We start from the raw sequence: 18,685 nt of genomic DNA, 5'->3' as shown, positions 1-18,685 counted from the left end.
CCTTCAAAACCGGTCCTATTTCCGGTCGCCGGCCATTGGCGTCACTCATCATGTCAGTATACCTTGCCTCTTCCTGCCCGCCCCCACTCCTCGCCTTTTCTAAAGGGCGACCCGCAAGGGAAGGCTTGAAAAACGGGCCCGTTAACCCATCCGTGTTTTTCAAAGCGGCTGCAAAGAAAGACTCTTTATTCGGATTTACCAAACTTATATCTAATCTTTTTTCGCACGAACTTACAAGATAAGGCTTAAATCCACACTTGTCAATACTTTATGCGAAGAAAAAATAAAAAAAATAACATGGTCAACCATAATTCTTAATATTTCACCGGTGGTCATAGGTTCCCACATGCCCACATCAAACCATAGTACAATAACCAGGGAAAGTTGTGAAAGTGGCAAGAAGTATTGTGCATTCAGTGCGCGTTCGCCGATAAAAACTTGGTGTTTGCATACTTTATTATAGCTATCCACTAAAAAAAATTAAGTTTACGCCGAGTAAAACATTCCAATAAGACTTTTTCGATGACTAAACATAAGTATCCATTACCTTTTATATTCTTTATCCTTTTCATCATGACTCTCTTTTCTTGTCAGGATGAATCTATATTGGAAGATAATATAATTACAGAAGCGTACACTGAAACGGAAGTTTCGAACTCTGTGGAAGGAATGGTACGCATAAAATTCAATAAAGAAAGAATAGATGATCTATCCATTTCGTTAAAGTCAGGGACCTTAAGCTCAAAGATTAGTAATATAGACAGTATTTTAAATGCCATTGGGGCCATAAGTTTTAAAAGGACTTTTCCTTATTCCGGAAAATATGAAGATCGAACCATTGAGAATGGAATGCATCTATGGTACGATATCAATTACGATACATGTCAGGTATCTTTGGTTAATGTACTTAACAATTTTGTAAACTTAACCGAAGTTGAAATTACAGAACCTATCAGAAAGATTATCAGCCCGGCATATAGCATCAAGAAATTTGATCCTGTTCCCATTACCCAAACATTGAAAAGCACCACTTTATCAACCAACGATTATCCTTTTAATGATACTTTTTTAAGTTATCAATGGCATTATTACAACGATGGAACAGTAACCGATGCGATTGAAGGTTGCGATATAAACCTTTTTAACGCATGGCTCAAGCAAAAGGGAAGTCAGGACGTAATAGTTGCGGTGGTTGATGGAGGGATTGATATTACACATGAAGACTTAGCGGATAACATTTGGATTAATGAAGATGAAAACAATGGAGGCTTAGTTTCTGATGATGACAATAACGGTTATACGGATGATATTTACGGATATAATTTTGTGAACAACAATGGTACCATTGAGCCTGGTGATCATGGCACACACGTTGCTGGCACTATTGGAGCGGTTAACGGAAACAGCATTGGTGTCTGTGGCATTGCAGGAGGTGATGCTGGTATTCCGGGGGTTAGGCTGATGTCGTGCCAGGTTTTTGAGACCGATGCAATGGGCAATGAAACAAGTGCCGAGAACTTTGCAGAAGCCATTAAATATGCCGCGGATAATGGGGCAGTAATCTGTCAGAACAGCTGGGGGTACGATGACGCCACTTACCTTCCTGAATCCATGAAGGATGCCATAGATTACTTTATTGAGTATGCCGGTATGGATGAAAACGGGATACAAACAGGTCCCATGAACGGCGGTGTAGTTATTTTTGCTTCAGGCAATGAAAGCACCTCCATCCATTCATACCCTGCCATGTACGACCAGGTAGTTTCTGTGGCAGCCTTATCCGCAGATTATACCATGCCCTACTATTCCAATTATGGAAGCTGGGTTGATATTACAGCACCCGGCGGAGTTGATAGCTCCGAAGATTATTACGACAACTGGATAGCCAGTACCATCACCGACAACAAATATGCTTACCTGATAGGAACCTCAATGGCCTGCCCCCATGTTTCGGGTGTAGCCGCTCTAATTGTATCTGAATATGGGGACCAAGGGTTTACTCCAGATATGTTAAAAGAAAGGCTTTATTATGGCGCCATTAATGTAGATGGTTTTAACAGCAGCTATCAGAGCATGTTAGGCGAAGGATTGATTAACGCTGCCGGTACACTTTCGGAACTAAACAGCACTCCACCTGATGTGGTTACGGACCTTGCTGCTTCCATTTCCGGTAACGATGTAACCTTATCATGGACCGTAACAGGCGATGCCGAAGATGTTAAGCCTACCGGTTACAAAATATATTATTCAAAAAACCCATTTCCTAACTCTGATATTAGCTCCACCAACTCATCCTTGTCCTCGGCAGTTGAATTGGTGAGACTTAAAAATGTGGGCGACCTGATGAGCCATACAATTTACAACCTGGAATATTCATCCAACTACTATTTCAGCATTGCAGGTTATGATGTATTGGGCACGTTCTCTGATTATTCCGAATCCGTTTTGGCAACCACCAATGAAAACCATCCACCTGAAATTACCTCAACCAGTGGAAACAGTTTTGAGGTAAAAGCTCATGAAAACATAACGTTTACCTGTTCAATAAATGATCCGGATCAAGATTCCTATTCCTGGAGTTTAATTGATACCTCCGGTAATATAACAACTAATGAAAACGACTCTGAAGTAAAAATCACCATAAATGGTTTATATGCCGATGCAGGAACTTATCAAGCCTCCTTGTTGGTTGAAGATGAATTTGGGGCTTCTTCCGAATTTGTTTTTGATTATACAATACTGGAAAACCATGCTCCTTTTGTAAATACCGCCATTGAAAACACATACATTGGCGATCCGAATAATTCTATCACCATTGATCTTACAGAAGTATTTTTTGATGAAGACGGTGAAGAATTGGAATATGACATCAGTTATTCCTCCTCTTTTGTAACAGGTTCCGTTTCTGGGGATATACTAACCATAGCCCCGCAATCAAACGGCCTTTCAACATTTGAGGTCACATCGTCGGATGCCAGAGGCGAAAATGCCACTTCATCCTTTGAGGTCATGGTTCGCGATAATTCAAATGAGATAGATATATATCCAAATCCGGTAACCGATGTAATCAATTTCAGGATGGGAGAAGATGTCGATGGGTATATTGAAATAGCGTTTTATAATGATAATGCAGTTATGGTGAAAGAATTATCTATTCCTATCTCCACCTTCTCTCCTGCCCAAGGCAGTATTTCCGATATGACGACTGGTCAGTATCTGTTAAAAATTAAATACAACAACCTGGAATTCGAAAGAAACATCGTAAAGCTATGATTAGAAAGATATCGATAATATCAGCACTTATCCTTTTACCCCTTAAGTGCTTTTCGCAAGCAGGTTCTTTTAGCACCATACCATTGGATGCCAAAACAACTGCGAAGGGCAATACCTTTATTGCCGGTGAAAGCAACGCATCTATTTATTCCAATCTTGCGGCTGCTAATTTCGGCGACAAAAAGTTTGAAGTAGACTTCAATTATCGCCCCTGGCAAAACGAAGCTTCCCTTGATTACCTTCTATACGGTTTTTCCGGTTTTTATTCCATCAACAACAATAACGGCGTTGCTATTGGATTTAAAAAATATAACATGCCTAATTATAACATCACTGATGAGAACGGAAATTATAAAGGAACATATGAACCATCTGAATTTTCTTTGGGTTTGGGATATGTTATAAATGTGTCACAGAAATCGGCAATTTCTGTTTCATTCAATTATCTGGAGTCAAATTTGGGAGTCGATTATTCTTCGAATACTTTTTATTTGGATCTCGGTTTTAAAAGCTCCTACAAAAAAATAGACTATGGATTGATGATCCGTAACCTGGGGCCAAAACTGGAATTCGATCAGGAATCCAGTATTTTACCTCTTAACATTGGAGGTGGTATAACATATCCCATAGAATTATCTCCTAAGCACTTGTTATCTACCAGCCTTGATTTGTCTTATTTAACCAATCACGAACATTCTGGCCTTTATTCCGGCATAGGGCTCCAGTATCAATACAACAACTTATTGGCGCTCCGTTCAGGCTATGGCCATTTTGACGATGCCATAGGAGTGAATGGGTTTACATTTGGGGGAGGGGTGCATTTCAGAGGAATTTCAGTTGATGTAGCCTGGTTAAAATCAGACAGCATTCTTAAAAACAACTTTAATATTTCTTGTTCTTTTGCCTTCAATAAAAAATAACATTCTAATATATTTCTGTATTTTCCATTAATTGCATTAGTATTTTATCAACTGATAAGAATTACCCTCTGATATATTAGCTTCCCAATATAGCCAATACGCCAATCAGCAACCAAAAGATCCACTGAAACATCTTGAATACTCCACCTTTGACGGAAGAATTGGCTGCAACAACAATTTGAGAAATTCCAAAGCCAACATACATCACCCCCAATAACCTGGCAACTGAATTCAGCTCAAATAGCCGACAATTAAAGTCAATAGCTGCCAAGAACAAAAGTAAGGTTGCCAGTACCTGAAATACGGATAGATAATGAAACAAACTTTTCATCACATAACGAGGAATAGGACCTGCATTAGAATTCATAATAGGTTTTAAATATTCTTTGCCTCCCATGGCAAAATGGCCAGCAACTGCCGACAACGATATAATGCCAGCTCCCAATAATAAGTAGTTCATTATTTTATTTTTTATGTCTATAATTTACTGTTTACCAATCACATGGTTATTGTGACGAGCAAAAAACCAGGATGTAAACAATTTTCGTTGTTCATGACGCTGTTAACACTGAACGTCAAAGTTCCGAGCCTTTTAAAAAAGACTTAGCGCACCTTAGCGCTTCAAATAGCCTGGTTGCATAACTATCACTTCAAGGAATGAAGCGCTACCCTGTTTCCTTCCAAATCGAAAAAATGACCAATAAAACCGTGTTCGCCAATGGATGTTTTAGGAATTACCACCTCGGCTCCTAATTCAACAGCCTTGGCCAGGCTAACTTCTACATCCACGCAAGAAAAATAAACTATAGTGCCCGTTTTAGCAGGCTCGTAACCTTCCGCCCTAACAATAGCGCCGGCAGCCCCCTCGGCTTCTTTCATTGGGAACGCGGCCATCTGGCTATCTGGCATGGGCAGGTCTTCCATAGACAAGTCAAACAATAACGAATAAAAATCCTTGGCTCTGTTAAAATCTTTTACCGGTATTTCAAACCAGCCGACTACGTTTCTTTCCATCGTTTTAAAATATTTAGTGATTAATTCTAAAACAAATTTATGGCGATATTCATTAAAAAAAAATGGCAATAACGACATTTAATATGGGTATATTTGCCATCGGAACAACTATAGCAAACTGGCACAACTCTGTGCTATTGAAATCATCAGAAAACACGATGTATAAAACATTTATAAATTTTACAGTATGAAGATAGCGGTATTAAACTATCCACACGCCATATTGAGCAGTGTTCACGGCCCTTACGATATGTTCAGCCAGGTAAATGGGATGGTTTCTGCATTTAGGCCTGACATTAAAATCCCAACCCTGGATGTATCCATATTACTATCAAATCAAGTTATGGAAACCGACAAGTTTGATCTGGTCATTATTCCGGCCATGCAGTTTGCTGAAATAGAATCGGTAATTGCCAGCAACCAACACCTTATTCCTTGGTTACATCAACAATACCAACAAGGCTGCGAAATTGCTTCGGTGTGCATGGGTGCGTTCCTTTTGGCGGAATCAGGTTTGTTAAATAATTCCAGCGCAACCACGCATTGGCTGGGTGCAGGAATTTTTAAAGAGAAGTATCCACAGGTTAAACTGGTGGACGATAAATTTATTACCGATTTTCAACGGATTTACACCAGTGGTGGCGCTTTTTCGTTTACCTCGCTGATAATTTATTTAATGGATAAATACTTTGGCAACGAAGTGGCCATTCTGATGTCAAAGGTATTTCTGGTACATATTCACGATTCCAAACAAAGCGGCTATAAGATACTTGGACTTCAAAAAAACCACAAAAACAAAGCGATTCAAGAAATACAAAACTATATAGAAGAGCATATTGAAGAACAATTTCCGGTTGAAGAAATCGCAGCAAAAGCCCATATGTCATTACGCACCTTTATGCGTAATTTTAAAAAAGCAACTGGAGATACTCCCAATGCCTATATACAAAAAGTAAGGGTTGAAAAGGCCAAGAAATTATTAGAGGGAGGTGCCAAAAGCATAGAGGAAATTAGTATTCAAGTGGGCTATAATGATTTTGCTTCGTTCCGAAAAACGTTTAAAAAGACGGTTGGCTTAAACCCATCGGAATACAAAAAACTGTACAACAGAGTGTTTAGCGAGGTAAATGTGGAGCATTAAAAATCAGCCATCATTCGGCAGTTCCAAAAATTTCGAATCGAGGAAGCTGGAATTTTACTAGATGCAAATGGGCACCAACGGGGTGAAGTTCAAAACCGTAATTATAATTCCATACATGTATCTCCAACTGCAATACAATAAATTATTAAGACTCCAATGTCTTTTTATTCCCCCTGCAATCATGTACTAACCCATATTTTATTAGTTTTGCGCCTTATTTAAAAACTGGTGTATCCAGAACAAATTATTATAAAAGATGAAAAGAATTAATTTTACAAAAAAGGGATTTGAGATTATGTTTAAAAAATGGCAAGGAACTAATTATGCTGCTTTCTGTTCCCTTAAAAAATGTATCCGAATAGGTATGCTATCGGCCATGTACCTAACTTTGTTTGATTATGGGCAGGCGCTAGCCCAGACCGATACGACCATAACCAATAAAAAAATCAACCTGGAAGAGATCGAAGTCTCGGCACGCCGAACACCGGCCATTTACTCCGAGATAGGACGAGTGGTCACGGTCATCAGCAAAAAAGAAATTGAGGCCTTGCCTGTTCAATCGGTGGATCAGTTGCTGGAGTATGTGGCTCATGTTGATGTACGGCAGCGTGGTCCCCTGGGAGTTCAGTCTGACGTGAGTGTGCGGGGTGGTTCTTTTGACCAGGTAATGATTTTGCTCAACGGCATTAATATTACCGATCCGCAGACGGGTCACCATAGTTTAAACTTACCCGTAGATTTTTTGAGTATAGAGCGGGTAGAAATCCTGGAGGGTCCCGGAGCCCGTGTCCATGGGTCCAATGCCTTTAGCGGTGCCATTAACTTCATTACGGGCTCCACAGACAACTCAAATATCAAAGCCAATGTAATGGCGGGTGATCATGGCTTATATAACGCCGGAGCCAGTGGAAATATTGTTAAAGGAAATTTTAAGAGCTTTGTTTCCGCCAATAAAAGTGCCAGTGATGGTTACATCGACAATACTGATTTTGAGATTTACAACCTGTTTTACCAGGGGCAACTAAATCTCGAAAAAGAAAAGCTGGAATTACAGATTGGGTATACCAATAAAGGATTCGGGGCCAACTCCTTTTATACGGCACGATACCCCAACCAATATGAACAGACCAAAACCACCTTTGCAAGTCTGAGCTTTTCATCGAAAAGCAAAAATCCTTTAAAATCTTCTGTATATTGGCGCCGGCACCAAGACCGCTTTGAACTATACCGTAATAATGAAGATGCAGCTTCGTGGTACACCAACCACAACTACCATTTAACCGATGTGGTCGGTGCAAACATCAACACTGTTATTAACTCGTCAATAGGTAAAACGGCAATTGGAGCCGACCTTCGTTCCGAAAGTATTTGGAGTAACGTTTTGGGAACCGCACTCACAGATACTTTGTTGAATATTCCCGGGGAAGAAGTCGGTTTTTTTACTAAAAATTACAACAGAACCAACACTTCTTTTTTTGTTGAGCATAGTTATACCTACAACCGTATATCAGTCTCGGCAGGTATAATGGCTAACCTAAACAGCGATTTAGGTTGGGAATTTGATATCTTCCCTGGATTTGATGTCAGCTACTGGATAAACAATGGTTTAAAAATTTATGGTAGTATTAATAAATCATTGCGCATGCCTACCTACACCGACTTGTTTTATTCTGGCCCAACTAATTATGGTAATCCTAATCTGAAACCAGAAGAAGCAACCACATACGAGGGAGGCCTCAAATACAAGAATAATAAAGGCATCAGTATTAATGTTTCCTCTTTTTATCGTAATGGAAAAAACATGATCGATTGGGGAAGACCTTCGGATTCTCCTGATGGAACCCGGTGGACTACCTCAAATATAAGTGATATCAATACGGTTGGAATTGAATCCGTTTTGAATATAAATCTTCAACAGTTCATTCAGGCACAACGTTTTCTGCAAAATATAAACCTGACTTATTCCTGGTTAAACCAGGATAAATCATTACCTATTGGCTATGATTCCAGTTATATTTTCGATTATTTGAAGCATAAATTCTCGGGTAGCCTGCAGCATAGTATTATTTCTCATCTAAGTGCATCCTGGTCTCTACTTTACCAGGACAGGCTAGGAGGTTATAGCGAGTATGATAGGGCAAGCAACACCGAATCGCCCAAAGATTACAACCCATTCACTGTTGTCGATGTAAAGCTAAGCTGGCGCAAACCAACTTATACCGTTTTTGCCGAAGCTACCAATTTGTTCGATAAGAAATACACCGATATTGGTCAGTTGTATCAGCCTGGCAGGTGGATCAAAGCAGGTATTAACATCAGCTTAAATCTGTAAACCTTATCACCATCAACTAACTACTTTACGAAAAACGAGGGTGTCCTTGATGTGGCGGCACCCTCTGTTTCATTACTAATTATTTACGAAAACCTGTGCATTTCTTTCTTGGCCTTTGTGTGGGCATTCAGGCCAATCGGTCATGTTGTTACCGTCCCTAAAACGGGCCTCTAAGCAACTGTCCGGATCGCAGCAGGTATGGCACACTCGCTTGAATGCACTATACCTTTTTAACTTCACATCAGGTGCCAACAAACATGCTTTTACAGGCTCTTCTTTCATCAAGTCAGTACTCAGATATTTTTTATTATCATCGGAAAAGATAGTGGCTACAACAGCTTCCGGCCCAATCTTTTCCTGAAGCATTAGGGCTCCAATAAAATTAGCTCCCGAAGAAATCCCCACGCCAATACCCAATTCCCTGGATAGTTTTTGTGCCATAATTATTGCATCGCTATCATCTACCTCAACAATGGAATCCAATTCATCAAGCTTAACAATAGACGGAATAAACTCATCGGAAATACCCTGAATACGGTGCTTTCCCACTTTGTAACCGGTTGAAAGTGTTGGTGAATTGCCAGGTTCCAACGGGTGGATACTTATGCCCGGAACTTTTTCTCTTAAATATTTTCCAACTCCCATTACGGTGCCTCCTGTGCCAACTCCGGCAACAAAAGCATCGGGAGTTAAGTTTCGAAATGCCAACTGCCAGTATAATTCTTTTCCGGTGGTCAGATAATGCGCTTCACAATTATCGCCATTGGAAAACTGTTGAGGGCGAAAGGCTCCATCTAAAGAAGCCGCCAAATTATCGGCCATTTCAATACTTCCTAAAAACCCACCTTGTTGCGCACTTACCAGCTTAATTTCCGCTCCATAACTTCTGATCAGGTTTTTTCTTTCATCGCTCATCCAATCCGGCATAAAAATGGTCACCGGATGACCTAAAGCTCTGCCCACACCCGCAAAAGCAATTCCTGTGTTACCGCTGGTTGCCTCAATAATTGGAACTCCAGCTTTCAGATAACCGTGCTCATATGCCTTGTTTAATATATGAAAAGCCATGCGGTCCTTAATGCTTCCGGTCATATTGAAGTATTCTGCTTTGGCATAAATTTTTCGAGTAGTACCTTTAAATTCAAATTCTATAGCTAATAAAGGGGTATTTCCAATTAAGCATGATAAATTACTGATTTGATTTTGTTGACAAGGGGACATACAATTAGTTTTTAGATTATTTATTCAGCAGATGATTATTTTGGTAATCATTTACCGCTTTCTGTAATCAAGACAACCAAATCTTAAAACAGGGTGAACCTAGTTACATGAGATATATCAGGTAACGTTAACCTTTACTATTTGAACAAAACCGAAAATTAGCCCATTAAGCTTTTTTCATTAAATAATCTGGCCTTGATTAGTATGCTTACTGGTCAAGAATCATGAAATGTAATACTAATTGGATGGTAATTCGTGCAGTGGCACTATGTATCCCAGCTTGTAACCAAAGCTCTGATTCGTGTCCGAATTTCTTTTACCAACAAGGCCAATGTGGTTTCATGGGTGACTTAAACCCGCAATATGCATTAGAGATTCTATTACACATTGAAATTACTTTAAAACAAGACACTTCGTTGCATCACTTCAACTCACCAGAACGATGCTCCCTAAAGTAATCGGGGCAAGTGATGCCTCGTTTCTGTAATGCCTTGTTTTATTGTACTTGCAATGCTCATGACGAACCCCCAATACATAATCCGGGTTAAAACAATTCGGGATGCGTTTGTTTGTAATTCACTGGGAGATTCGGCTGGAATGTCATATGTGTGTAATGGCAATTCTTTCTATCACAACAGAACATGTTCTGTTTATAAGATAAAATTACCCCCACCACCAGGGCCTGCACCTCCCATGGTTCCTATCCCATAGTCCAATTAAAATCAGAAGGATTGATAATCAGACTTATTGATCACCAAATTGTGTTTCTCAAGCTTTACACACTTCATTTGCATGTTGTTGTTTTCATCTTTTTTATCCAGCATGATCATCTCCATCATTAAACCATTAGCCTCTTCCCTATTCAACCATGCTGTTTGAAACCAATTTGGGAACCGTTCCGTTTCGGAATAAATCTTGCCAAAACTCACCTCGGTATCGTGTGCACTGAAAATGGTTAACTTATATTCGTCGTTTTCCATTAAATAACCTTGACATTTGTGTCCCAAAACAATTTTACCGGGTATTGGCTTAAAAGTAAATTTCCCAACCTCCTCTTCCTCACCATCTTCGCTTTCTGATTCCGAAACTTCTTCACCACTATGGATTTCGACCATTCTCATCGCACTTGCCAACGACTGTTCGCCATCCTTCATAAACATCACGTTTAATTTATTGCTTATATCGTAGACCATAAACATGCTCATTCCCTGATTGAATCGAGCACCCCAATATTCCGCACCTTTTTTAAAATAATAATCAACGGAAACCTTTTCTCCTGTTCGTGCTGTTTCAATCTGCAATGCGTAATTCCAGTCGAAATCATAGGAATCCGGCACTTCATCAAAACTGACAGTGTTCATGCCGGTCATCATAGGCATATTTCCGGTCATGCCTTCAGGCATTTGAGGCTCAAACATCTTATCCAGGGTTTTATTGGTTTTCTCTTCAGCTTTGTCGGCCACCTTTTCTGCGACGGCCTCCTCAACCCTGGATTCGACTTTCTTCTTCAATTTTTTTAAAAACTGAGCATTCGCTGGCGTGATAAAGCCAATAAACAATGACAATATCATCAAATGGCAAAGAATAGAATTCAAATTGGCAGCTTTCATAATTATTGATTTTGTTTAAAATTTTATCGATAAAACGCTACCCGGCCCCAGTCAATTAAAGTACTAATTTACGGAATTACCAAGAGGAAAGTAAAATATTCAGAAGATATTTTATAAAATCGAAACCTATCCATATTCTTATTAAATTTGCTTACATACAAAAAACTAAACGATTACATATGCTGTACAGAAAAATGCCAAAGTCGGGTGATAAAATATCGGCACTCGGATTCGGATGTATGCGCTTTCCGGTTTTAGATCAGGATCCTTCAAAAATAGATGAGAGTAAAGCAACTGAAATGCTGCATTATGCGATCGAACAGGGCGTAAACTATCTCGACACCGCTTTCCCGTACCATGGCACCGGCATGGGCGAACCCGGTAACAGCGAACCATTTTTGGGCAAAGCACTGAAAGGGAGTTATCGCAAAAAAATTAAGCTGGCCAGCAAGCTACCAAGCTGGTCAATCCAATCCCGCAAGGATATGGACAAATATCTGAACCTGCAATTGAAACGTCTGGATACCGATTGCATCGATTATTACCTGCTCCACACTTTGAGTGTTGATTTTTGGGCCAATTTAAAGAAGCTTGGAGTTACCGATTTTCTGGATCAAGCCATTAAGGACGGTAAAATAAAACACGCCGGTTTTTCTTTTCACGACAACAGTAAAACCTTATTTAAAGAAATTGTAGATGCCTACGACTGGACTTTATGCCAGATTCAATATAATTATTTGGATGAACATTATCAGGCGGGCAAAGAAGGTATGCAATATGCCGCCAACAAGGGAATGGGTGTCGTTGTCATGGAACCGCTAAGAGGTGGAAGCTTGGCAACCAAACTGCCCGATGCTGCGGTACAAGCTTTTCAAGAGGTCAAACCCGAAAGAACACCGGCGGAATGGTCTCTGCGATGGCTGTGGAACCACCCCGAGGTTACGGTTATTTTAAGTGGGATGAATACCATGGCGCATCTTCAGCAAAATATTAAATCGGCAAATGATGCCAAGGCAAACGAAATGCCGGGAAAAGAACTGGAAACCATTGAAAATGTAAAATCCATACTCCACGAAAAAGTAAGGGTAGGTTGCACGTCATGCGGATATTGCATGCCTTGCCCGGTCGGTGTTCATATTCCCCAGAACTTCTCGTACTTAAACGATTTTTATCGTTTTGACGATAAACAGACAAAATCGCACACCCGGATCATGTACTCCAGGTTGTTATCCGATAAAGAAAAAGCAAGCGCCTGCGTGGAATGCGGAAAATGTGAAGAGCACTGTCCTCAGCATATTCCTATCAGGGAAAAGTTGAAGGAAGCAAGTGAGACATTGCTTTTAACTAAGTAAAGGTTGTATATTAGTTTATTAAAGACATTTAAATAATAAACAAAACATAAAACAATGACCACAATTGACAAATCAAAACCAGTAATGGTGACAGGAGCAACAGGGTATGTTGCAGGATGGTTAGTGAAAAAGCTTTTAGATGAAGGTATTACCGTTCATGCGGCAGTTCGAGATCCTAACTACACGGAAAAACTCAAGTTCCTGGACGATTTGGCAGCCAACTCGAAAGGGGAAATCAAATATTTCAAAAGCGACCTTCTAACAGAAAGCTCGTACGACGAAGCCATGAACGGTTGTGAGCTGGTTTATCACACCGCCTCTCCTTTCACCATGGATATTAAAGACCCACAAAAAGAATTGATTGACCCGGCTAAACTGGGTACCCGTAACGTTTTAGAATCAGCAAACCGAACAGCATCAGTAAAAAGAATAGTGGTAACCAGCAGTTGCGCAGCTATATATGGAGACAACATCGACCTTAAAGCCACTCCAAACGGAATTTTTACTGAGGAGATATGGAATACCAGCTCCAATATTGAACATGGCGCTTATTCTTACTCCAAAACACTGGCCGAAAAAGAAGCCTGGGAAATCAATAAAAAACAAGACCGTTGGGATTTAGTGGTTGTCAATCCCAGTTTGGTGATGGGTCCGGCGGTTAATCCACACTCGGTAACCTCGGAAAGTTTTAACCTGATGAAGCAATTAGGCGATGGGACCTTAAAAGCAGGTGTCCCTAAAATGGGTTGGGGCATTGTTGACGTAAGAGATTTAGCATTTATTCACTTCCAGGCCGGGTTTGTGCCCGAAGCTAAAGGACGCCATATTGCATCGGGCCATAATACCTGGTTTGCTGAATTGGCCAAAGTACTTCAACCAAAATATGGCGACCAATACCCAATCCCCAAAAAAGAAATGCCTAAATGGCTCATCTGGCTTATGGGCCCCATGATTAACAAAGCGATTACCCGAAAGTTTGTATCTCGAAATATGGGTTTCGCTTGGAAAGCCGATAATTCGAAGAGCAAAAGGGAATTAGGAGCTACCTACCGTCCATTATCGGAAACAATTAACGACATGTTCCAGCAACTGATCGACAATAAACTTGTTTAGGCAATAATTATATTTAAGCTAAAATTTATTACAAATTTTGTTTATATAATGTAAATCATATCAACCACTAAGAATGACAAGACACCTGTTGTAACCCGCAAGAAAACACCATAAGTATTGCCGACTTTGTTTACATAATGATTTCATTGACATAAGAATGAAATTATCATAAATATAAAATTATCATAAAAAACCTCAATTATCAGGCAAAACATTTTTTTATTCTGGATAATTGAGGATTTTTATACTTTAATTTCCTTTTTTTTGTATTTACATTATAAAGCATAATATATTCGTCATGAGTCGAAGAAAAATCATTTTTGTTGTAGTTGCCCTGACCGTATTATTAGGAGGTTCCTACCTTCTTTCCAATTTGTTTCTTTCTATGAAACCGGATAGTAAGCGCAAACCTGATTTTAACATTAAACGTTTCGTAAAGGCGGAACCCGTTAGCTATTCTCAAATTACCTCGCCTCTTTCGGCAGAAGGACGTGTAGTATCCAGCAGCGAAGTAATGCTGGTATCGGAAGCTGCCGGAAAAATCCTACCTGGTGCAGTATCGCTTCGCAAAGGTACCTCATTTAAAAAAGGACAACTTCTGGCCGAAATATATAAAGATGAAGTTGAGCTGGCACTACAAGCCAGAAAGAGCCAATTCCTTACCACCATAACCACTATTTTGCCTGATATTAAAGTGGACTACCCTGAACAGTATAACGCTTACCTGAACTTTTTTAATACCATCGAAATTGAAAAAGAACTACCCCCCCTACCCCAAATTTCCAATGCCAAACTAAAGATTTTTTTAGCCAGCAGAAATTTCATGAGTGAATACTATGGAATTTTGCAGGACGAAAAAAAGCTGAGTCGCCATGAGCTATACGCCCCATTTAACGGGACTTATCTCCAGGTAAATTTCGAGGTGGGTGGATATGTGAACACGGGCGGTCAAATTGCACGAATGATACGCACAGACCAGTTGGAAGTGGAAGTACCCGTAAAAAACGAACATAGTAAATGGATAAACATTGGTGACCGGGTACAGGTATTTACCACTAACAAAAAATCGGTTAAATCGGGTATTGTGGTTCGTAAATCAGACTTTATTGACGCTGACACGCAATCGAGGAGCATTTTTGTAAAAGTACCTAACACTAATAATGATGAATTACTGGCAGGCGAATACAAAATTGTGCAATTCCCCGGTCAGCAAATTAACAAAGCGATGCAACTTCCTCGTAATGCAATATTTAACTCCAACGAAGTATTTATTGTAGCAGATGGAAAGTTGAAGAAACGCCAAATCAACATCTTAAAATGGGATGAAACCACCCTAATTTTTAACGGTATCGAACCTGGGCAAATGATCGTTACTGAACCGCTCATCAACGTTAAAGAAAACAGTCCCGTTGGTATAATGGGAATTGATAAACCGTCATTGGAAAAAGGGTCGAAATCGGGAAAAACACAAGAGAAAGGAACCATGGAAAATGGACAAAACAAAGGAGCCAAATCATGAGAAGAATAGTAGAATTGTTTGTTAGATTTCCATTTTACGCCAACCTTATTATATTGGTTCTGGTGATTGTGGGCGGAATCAGTTTGGCTTATATGAAAAAGTCCTTCTTCCCTGAAAGACAATCTCACATTTTGAGGGTAAGCGTTTATTATCCGGGTGCATCACCAGTAGAAATGGAAGAAGGAGTCACGTCGCGTATCGAAGAAGCTGTCAGGGCTATTCCCGGTATTTACGAAATAAATTCCGTGTCGTCCGAAAATAGCTCAAGTGTCACCATTGAGATTGAACCCAATTACGATATCGACGAAGCCCTGATTGAGGTAAAAAACGCGGTGGACGGTATATCCTCCTTACCCACGGCGGCCGAACGCCCCATCGTTTCCAAGACGCGCACCACCTCTCCTGCCGCCCGCTTATTGGTGACTGGCGACGTGGATTTGCTAACATTAAAAAGTTATGCCCAACAGGTTGAGGAGGATTTTTTGGCTTCAGGATTTATCAGCCAGGTGGGTATCGAGGGATTTCCCGCTCTTGAAATATCGGTTGAAGCCAAGGAGGAAACCCTCCTACGCTACGGACTTACGTTTAACGACTTACAGGATGCCATCTCACAAAACAACAAAGATGTATCTGGAGGTCAGCTTCGCTCAAAAAAAGAGGAACTTCTTATCCGTCTGCGTTCCAGAAGCGCGGACCCCAATAAAATAGGCAACATCATCCTGCGGGCAAATCCGGATGGCAGCGTTATCCGAATGAGAGATATAGCATCGGTAAAGCTAAAGTTTGCCGATGTATCGGATAAAGCATTGGAAAACAATAATCCCGTTATCAGCCTTCAAATCAACAAACTGATCACAGAGGATCTGGACGAGATAGATACCTATATCAAAAAATATGTGAAAGAGTTCAATGACAAGGATCTTGGTGTAAGCCTGCAACTGTCGCGTTCCTTTTTGGACATCTTAAAAATGAGGCTCGACCTCCTGTACTTCAATGGTGGTCAAGGACTTATTTTGGTGCTGCTTATTTTGGGCATCATGCTCAGTGTCCGTCTTTCGCTGTGGGTTGCATGGGGTATCCCCGCATCATTTTTGGGCATGTTTATCATCGTAAATTTAATGGGCGTTACCATTAACATGATTTCCCTTTTCGGGATGATTTTGGTGATCGGTATTTTGGTAGATGATGGAATCGTGATTGGCGAAAATATATTCCAACACTTCGAAAAGGGTAAAACCCCCATTCAGGCTGCTGTTGACGGTACCGTTGAAGTAGTTCCGGCGGTAGTAGCTTCGGTTGCCACTACCATGGTCGCTTTTTCGCCTTTGATTTTTATCACTGGCCGTATGGAGATGATGTTCGAAATGGCCGTCATTGTCATATTCAGTCTGTTCGTTTCACTTTTTGAGGCATTTTTGGTACTTCCGGCTCACCTGGGAAACAAGCATGTATTAAACCGCAAAGTGCTTTCTGACAGAAATAAAGGATTTAGAAAATACACCGAAGGTTTTTTTACCTGGCTGCGCGATTATGCCTACGACAGAGTGATTAAGCTATCTGTGGAATGGCGTTATATTACCCTGGGCATTCCCGTGGCCATGATGATTATTACAGGGGGGTTGATTGGCGGGCATATCATCAAAACCACTTTTTTCCCACGCATGGAGTTTGATTCATTCAACATCAACATTGCTTTTACGCCAGGATCGGGCGAGGATAAAACCATGCAATACCTCGAGCGATTCGATAGTGTGGTGTGGGTGGTTAACGAGGAATTAATGGACGAATATAACGATACCGTTCCCATCATTGAAAATAGCATTATTATTTTGGGATCGGCTTTTGACGGTTCAGAGAGCGGCTCTCATACAGGCAGCGTGGATGTTTCGCCCCGAAACTCGGAGGACACAGGAATCAGTTCGTACGAAATTATCAATAGAATTAGGGAAAAAGTTGGGCCCATTCCGGAAGCCGACAAATATTCCATGGGAGCGCGAAGCCGCTTTGGCGATCCCGTTTCCATCGGGCTGTTATCCCGAAACATAGATGAACTTGAACTGGGAAGAGACTTTTTAATGTCCAAGCTTGAGGAATACGCACAACTAAAAGATGTGGTGACTACCAATGCAATGGGTAAACAGGAAATACTTCTCAACCTAAAACCGCAAGCCTATATGATGGGGTTGAACGAAGCGTATATAGCCAACCAGGTCCGACAGGCCTTTTATGGGGGGCAGGCACAGCGTTTACAGGTCGGCCGCGACGAACTCAGGGTTTGGGTCAGATATCCTTCCGAGGGAAGGGAAAACATAGGTCAATTGGAAACCATGAAGATTGTAACCACGCAGGGTGAATATCCTCTGACCGAATTGGTGGAGTACGAAATTAAGCGTGGCCCTGTTAACATTAACCGCTTTAACGGCAAGCGCGAAATAAGGGTAAATGCCGATTTGGTTGACCCGGATGCTTCAGTGACAGAAGTGTTGGAACAGATAAATACGGAAGTAATTCCTGAGCTTAAGATACTTTATCCGGGTATTTCTGTTGAATTTCAGGGTCAGCAAAAGGAAAGCCAACGCAACATGAAGGATTTGATGTTTCTATTTCCAATGGCTTTCTTAGCCATTATCATCATCCTCATGATTAGTTTTAAATCTTTTGAACAACCACTCATCATATTAATGATGATTCCAATTTCGATATTGGGAGCAATTTGGGGACACGGTATACATGGCAAACCGCTTTCCATTTTAAGTTTGTGGGGAATAGTGGCCTTAACCGGGGTGATTGTGAATGATGCTGTGGTATTATTGGCCAAATACAATTCGCTGATTGTGGAAGGTAAAAAAATAAAACAAGCCATTGTTGAGGCTGGCAAATCGAGGTTACGACCAATCATTCTGACGACCTTAACAACATCCTTCGGCTTATATCCGTTGATATTGGAGAAAAGCTTTCAGGCTCAGTTCCTAATCCCAATGGCTATTTCACTCGTTTATGGCGTAGCCTTCGGAACCATGTTTATCTTGTTGTTTTTCCCTGCCTTAATCATGATTTTAAACGATATTAGAAGAGTGATAAGAGAATGGTGGTACGATAAAAAAATTCAGCCCGAACATGTAGAAATTGCATGGCAGAACGAACAGCGTAAAAGCAATACCGGGGAAGAAGATTTTAACGACTGATTACG

At 40.6% G+C, this 18,685-nt stretch carries 14 protein-coding genes; 8 read left to right on the top strand and 6 right to left on the bottom strand.

The genetic code is table 11. The features are described 5' to 3' along the window. The coding region (locus tag ACT29I_RS08540; RefSeq protein WP_444793204.1) for a hypothetical protein at window positions 1-202 on the bottom strand (202 nt) is incomplete at its 3' end. A 29-nt stretch (window positions 203-231) separates the two neighbouring features. Then, window positions 232-471, bottom strand: coding sequence for a hypothetical protein (locus ACT29I_RS08535; RefSeq protein WP_430931820.1), 240 nt, complete (start codon window positions 469-471; stop codon window positions 232-234). 51 nt (window positions 472-522) lie between these two features. On the opposite strand from ACT29I_RS08535, the gene ACT29I_RS08530 reads away from it, so the two are divergent. Continuing rightward, window positions 523-3,273: a S8 family serine peptidase gene (locus tag ACT29I_RS08530; RefSeq protein WP_444793203.1), complete on the top strand. Its 2,751-nt coding sequence runs from the start codon at window positions 523-525 to the stop codon at window positions 3,271-3,273. Beyond that, the gene (locus ACT29I_RS08525; protein ID WP_430931818.1) at window positions 3,270-4,193 is read left to right on the top strand and encodes a PorV/PorQ family protein; all 924 of its coding nucleotides are present in this window, start codon (window positions 3,270-3,272) and stop codon (window positions 4,191-4,193) included. The genes ACT29I_RS08530 and ACT29I_RS08525 overlap by 4 nt, the downstream gene beginning before the upstream one ends. Window positions 4,194-4,269: 76 nt before the next feature. Here the strand turns inward: ACT29I_RS08525 and ACT29I_RS08520 are convergent, their stop codons facing one another. Together ACT29I_RS08520 and ACT29I_RS08515 are read right to left on the bottom strand one after the other, a co-directional pair. Beyond that, a complete protein-coding gene (locus ACT29I_RS08520) occupies window positions 4,270-4,653 on the bottom strand; it encodes a hypothetical protein (protein ID WP_430931817.1) in 384 nt (127 codons plus the stop codon). Between the two features lie 185 nt (window positions 4,654-4,838). Further along, window positions 4,839-5,207 carry a VOC family protein gene (locus ACT29I_RS08515; RefSeq protein WP_430931816.1) on the bottom strand — a complete coding sequence of 123 codons (369 nt, stop codon included), beginning with the start codon at window positions 5,205-5,207 and terminating at the stop codon, window positions 4,839-4,841. A gap of 187 nt (window positions 5,208-5,394) precedes the next feature. Here ACT29I_RS08515 and ACT29I_RS08510 point away from each other — a divergent pair, with 187 nt between their 5' ends. Next, the gene (locus ACT29I_RS08510) at window positions 5,395-6,348 is read left to right on the top strand and encodes a GlxA family transcriptional regulator (protein WP_430931815.1); all 954 of its coding nucleotides are present in this window, start codon (window positions 5,395-5,397) and stop codon (window positions 6,346-6,348) included. A 256-nt stretch (window positions 6,349-6,604) separates the two neighbouring features. Then, a complete protein-coding gene (locus tag ACT29I_RS08505) occupies window positions 6,605-8,680 on the top strand; it encodes a TonB-dependent receptor (RefSeq protein WP_444793202.1) in 2,076 nt (691 codons plus the stop codon). Window positions 8,681-8,755: 75 nt separating this feature from the next. Here the strand turns inward: ACT29I_RS08505 and ACT29I_RS08500 are convergent, their stop codons facing one another. Together ACT29I_RS08500 and ACT29I_RS08495 are read right to left on the bottom strand one after the other, a co-directional pair. After that, the gene (locus ACT29I_RS08500) at window positions 8,756-9,901 is read right to left on the bottom strand and encodes a PLP-dependent cysteine synthase family protein (RefSeq protein WP_444793201.1); all 1,146 of its coding nucleotides are present in this window, start codon (window positions 9,899-9,901) and stop codon (window positions 8,756-8,758) included. Between the two features lie 722 nt (window positions 9,902-10,623). Continuing rightward, window positions 10,624-11,511, bottom strand: a complete 888-nt coding sequence (locus ACT29I_RS08495; RefSeq protein ID WP_430931812.1) for a hypothetical protein — start codon at window positions 11,509-11,511, stop codon at window positions 10,624-10,626. 179 nt (window positions 11,512-11,690) lie between these two features. On the opposite strand from ACT29I_RS08495, the gene ACT29I_RS08490 reads away from it, so the two are divergent. From ACT29I_RS08490 to ACT29I_RS08475, 4 genes are all read left to right on the top strand, one after another. Beyond that, window positions 11,691-12,863 (top strand): aldo/keto reductase, encoded by a 1,173-nt coding sequence (locus tag ACT29I_RS08490; protein ID WP_444793200.1) that lies wholly within the window; start codon window positions 11,691-11,693, stop codon window positions 12,861-12,863. A gap of 54 nt (window positions 12,864-12,917) precedes the next feature. Continuing rightward, window positions 12,918-13,976, top strand: a complete 1,059-nt coding sequence (locus ACT29I_RS08485) for an NAD-dependent epimerase/dehydratase family protein (RefSeq protein ID WP_430931810.1) — start codon at window positions 12,918-12,920, stop codon at window positions 13,974-13,976. A 298-nt stretch (window positions 13,977-14,274) separates the two neighbouring features. Further along, complete coding sequence (locus ACT29I_RS08480; protein WP_430931809.1) at window positions 14,275-15,495, top strand: efflux RND transporter periplasmic adaptor subunit; 1,221 nt, start codon at window positions 14,275-14,277, stop codon at window positions 15,493-15,495. After that, complete coding sequence (locus tag ACT29I_RS08475; RefSeq protein WP_444793199.1) at window positions 15,492-18,680, top strand: efflux RND transporter permease subunit; 3,189 nt, start codon at window positions 15,492-15,494, stop codon at window positions 18,678-18,680. The genes ACT29I_RS08480 and ACT29I_RS08475 overlap by 4 nt, the downstream gene beginning before the upstream one ends. Window positions 18,681-18,685 lie beyond the last annotated feature (5 nt).

The sequence above is a fragment of the Saccharicrinis sp. GN24d3 genome (assembly GCF_052400645.1).
GTDB lineage: Bacteria > Bacteroidota > Bacteroidia > Bacteroidales > Marinilabiliaceae > Saccharicrinis.
The sequence above is the reverse complement of the archived record's forward strand: the minus strand, read 5'-3'. Positions and strand labels throughout refer to the sequence as shown.

Excerpts from the sequence above, each read along its gene's own strand:
- ACT29I_RS08530 (WP_444793203.1), top strand. The coding sequence starts at position 523 with ATGACTAAACATAAGTATCCATTACCTTTTATATTCTTTATCCTTTTC.
- ACT29I_RS08525 (WP_430931818.1), top strand. The coding sequence starts at position 3,270 with ATGATTAGAAAGATATCGATAATATCAGCACTTATCCTTTTACCCCTT.
- ACT29I_RS08520 (WP_430931817.1), bottom strand. The coding sequence starts at position 4,653 with ATGAACTACTTATTATTGGGAGCTGGCATTATATCGTTGTCGGCAGTT.
- ACT29I_RS08515 (WP_430931816.1), bottom strand. The coding sequence starts at position 5,207 with ATGGAAAGAAACGTAGTCGGCTGGTTTGAAATACCGGTAAAAGATTTT.
- ACT29I_RS08510 (WP_430931815.1), top strand. The coding sequence starts at position 5,395 with ATGAAGATAGCGGTATTAAACTATCCACACGCCATATTGAGCAGTGTT.
- ACT29I_RS08505 (WP_444793202.1), top strand. The coding sequence starts at position 6,605 with ATGAAAAGAATTAATTTTACAAAAAAGGGATTTGAGATTATGTTTAAA.
- ACT29I_RS08500 (WP_444793201.1), bottom strand. The coding sequence starts at position 9,901 with ATGTCCCCTTGTCAACAAAATCAAATCAGTAATTTATCATGCTTAATT.
- ACT29I_RS08495 (WP_430931812.1), bottom strand. The coding sequence starts at position 11,511 with ATGAAAGCTGCCAATTTGAATTCTATTCTTTGCCATTTGATGATATTG.
- ACT29I_RS08490 (WP_444793200.1), top strand. The coding sequence starts at position 11,691 with ATGCTGTACAGAAAAATGCCAAAGTCGGGTGATAAAATATCGGCACTC.
- ACT29I_RS08485 (WP_430931810.1), top strand. The coding sequence starts at position 12,918 with ATGACCACAATTGACAAATCAAAACCAGTAATGGTGACAGGAGCAACA.
- ACT29I_RS08480 (WP_430931809.1), top strand. The coding sequence starts at position 14,275 with ATGAGTCGAAGAAAAATCATTTTTGTTGTAGTTGCCCTGACCGTATTA.
- ACT29I_RS08475 (WP_444793199.1), top strand. The coding sequence starts at position 15,492 with ATGAGAAGAATAGTAGAATTGTTTGTTAGATTTCCATTTTACGCCAAC.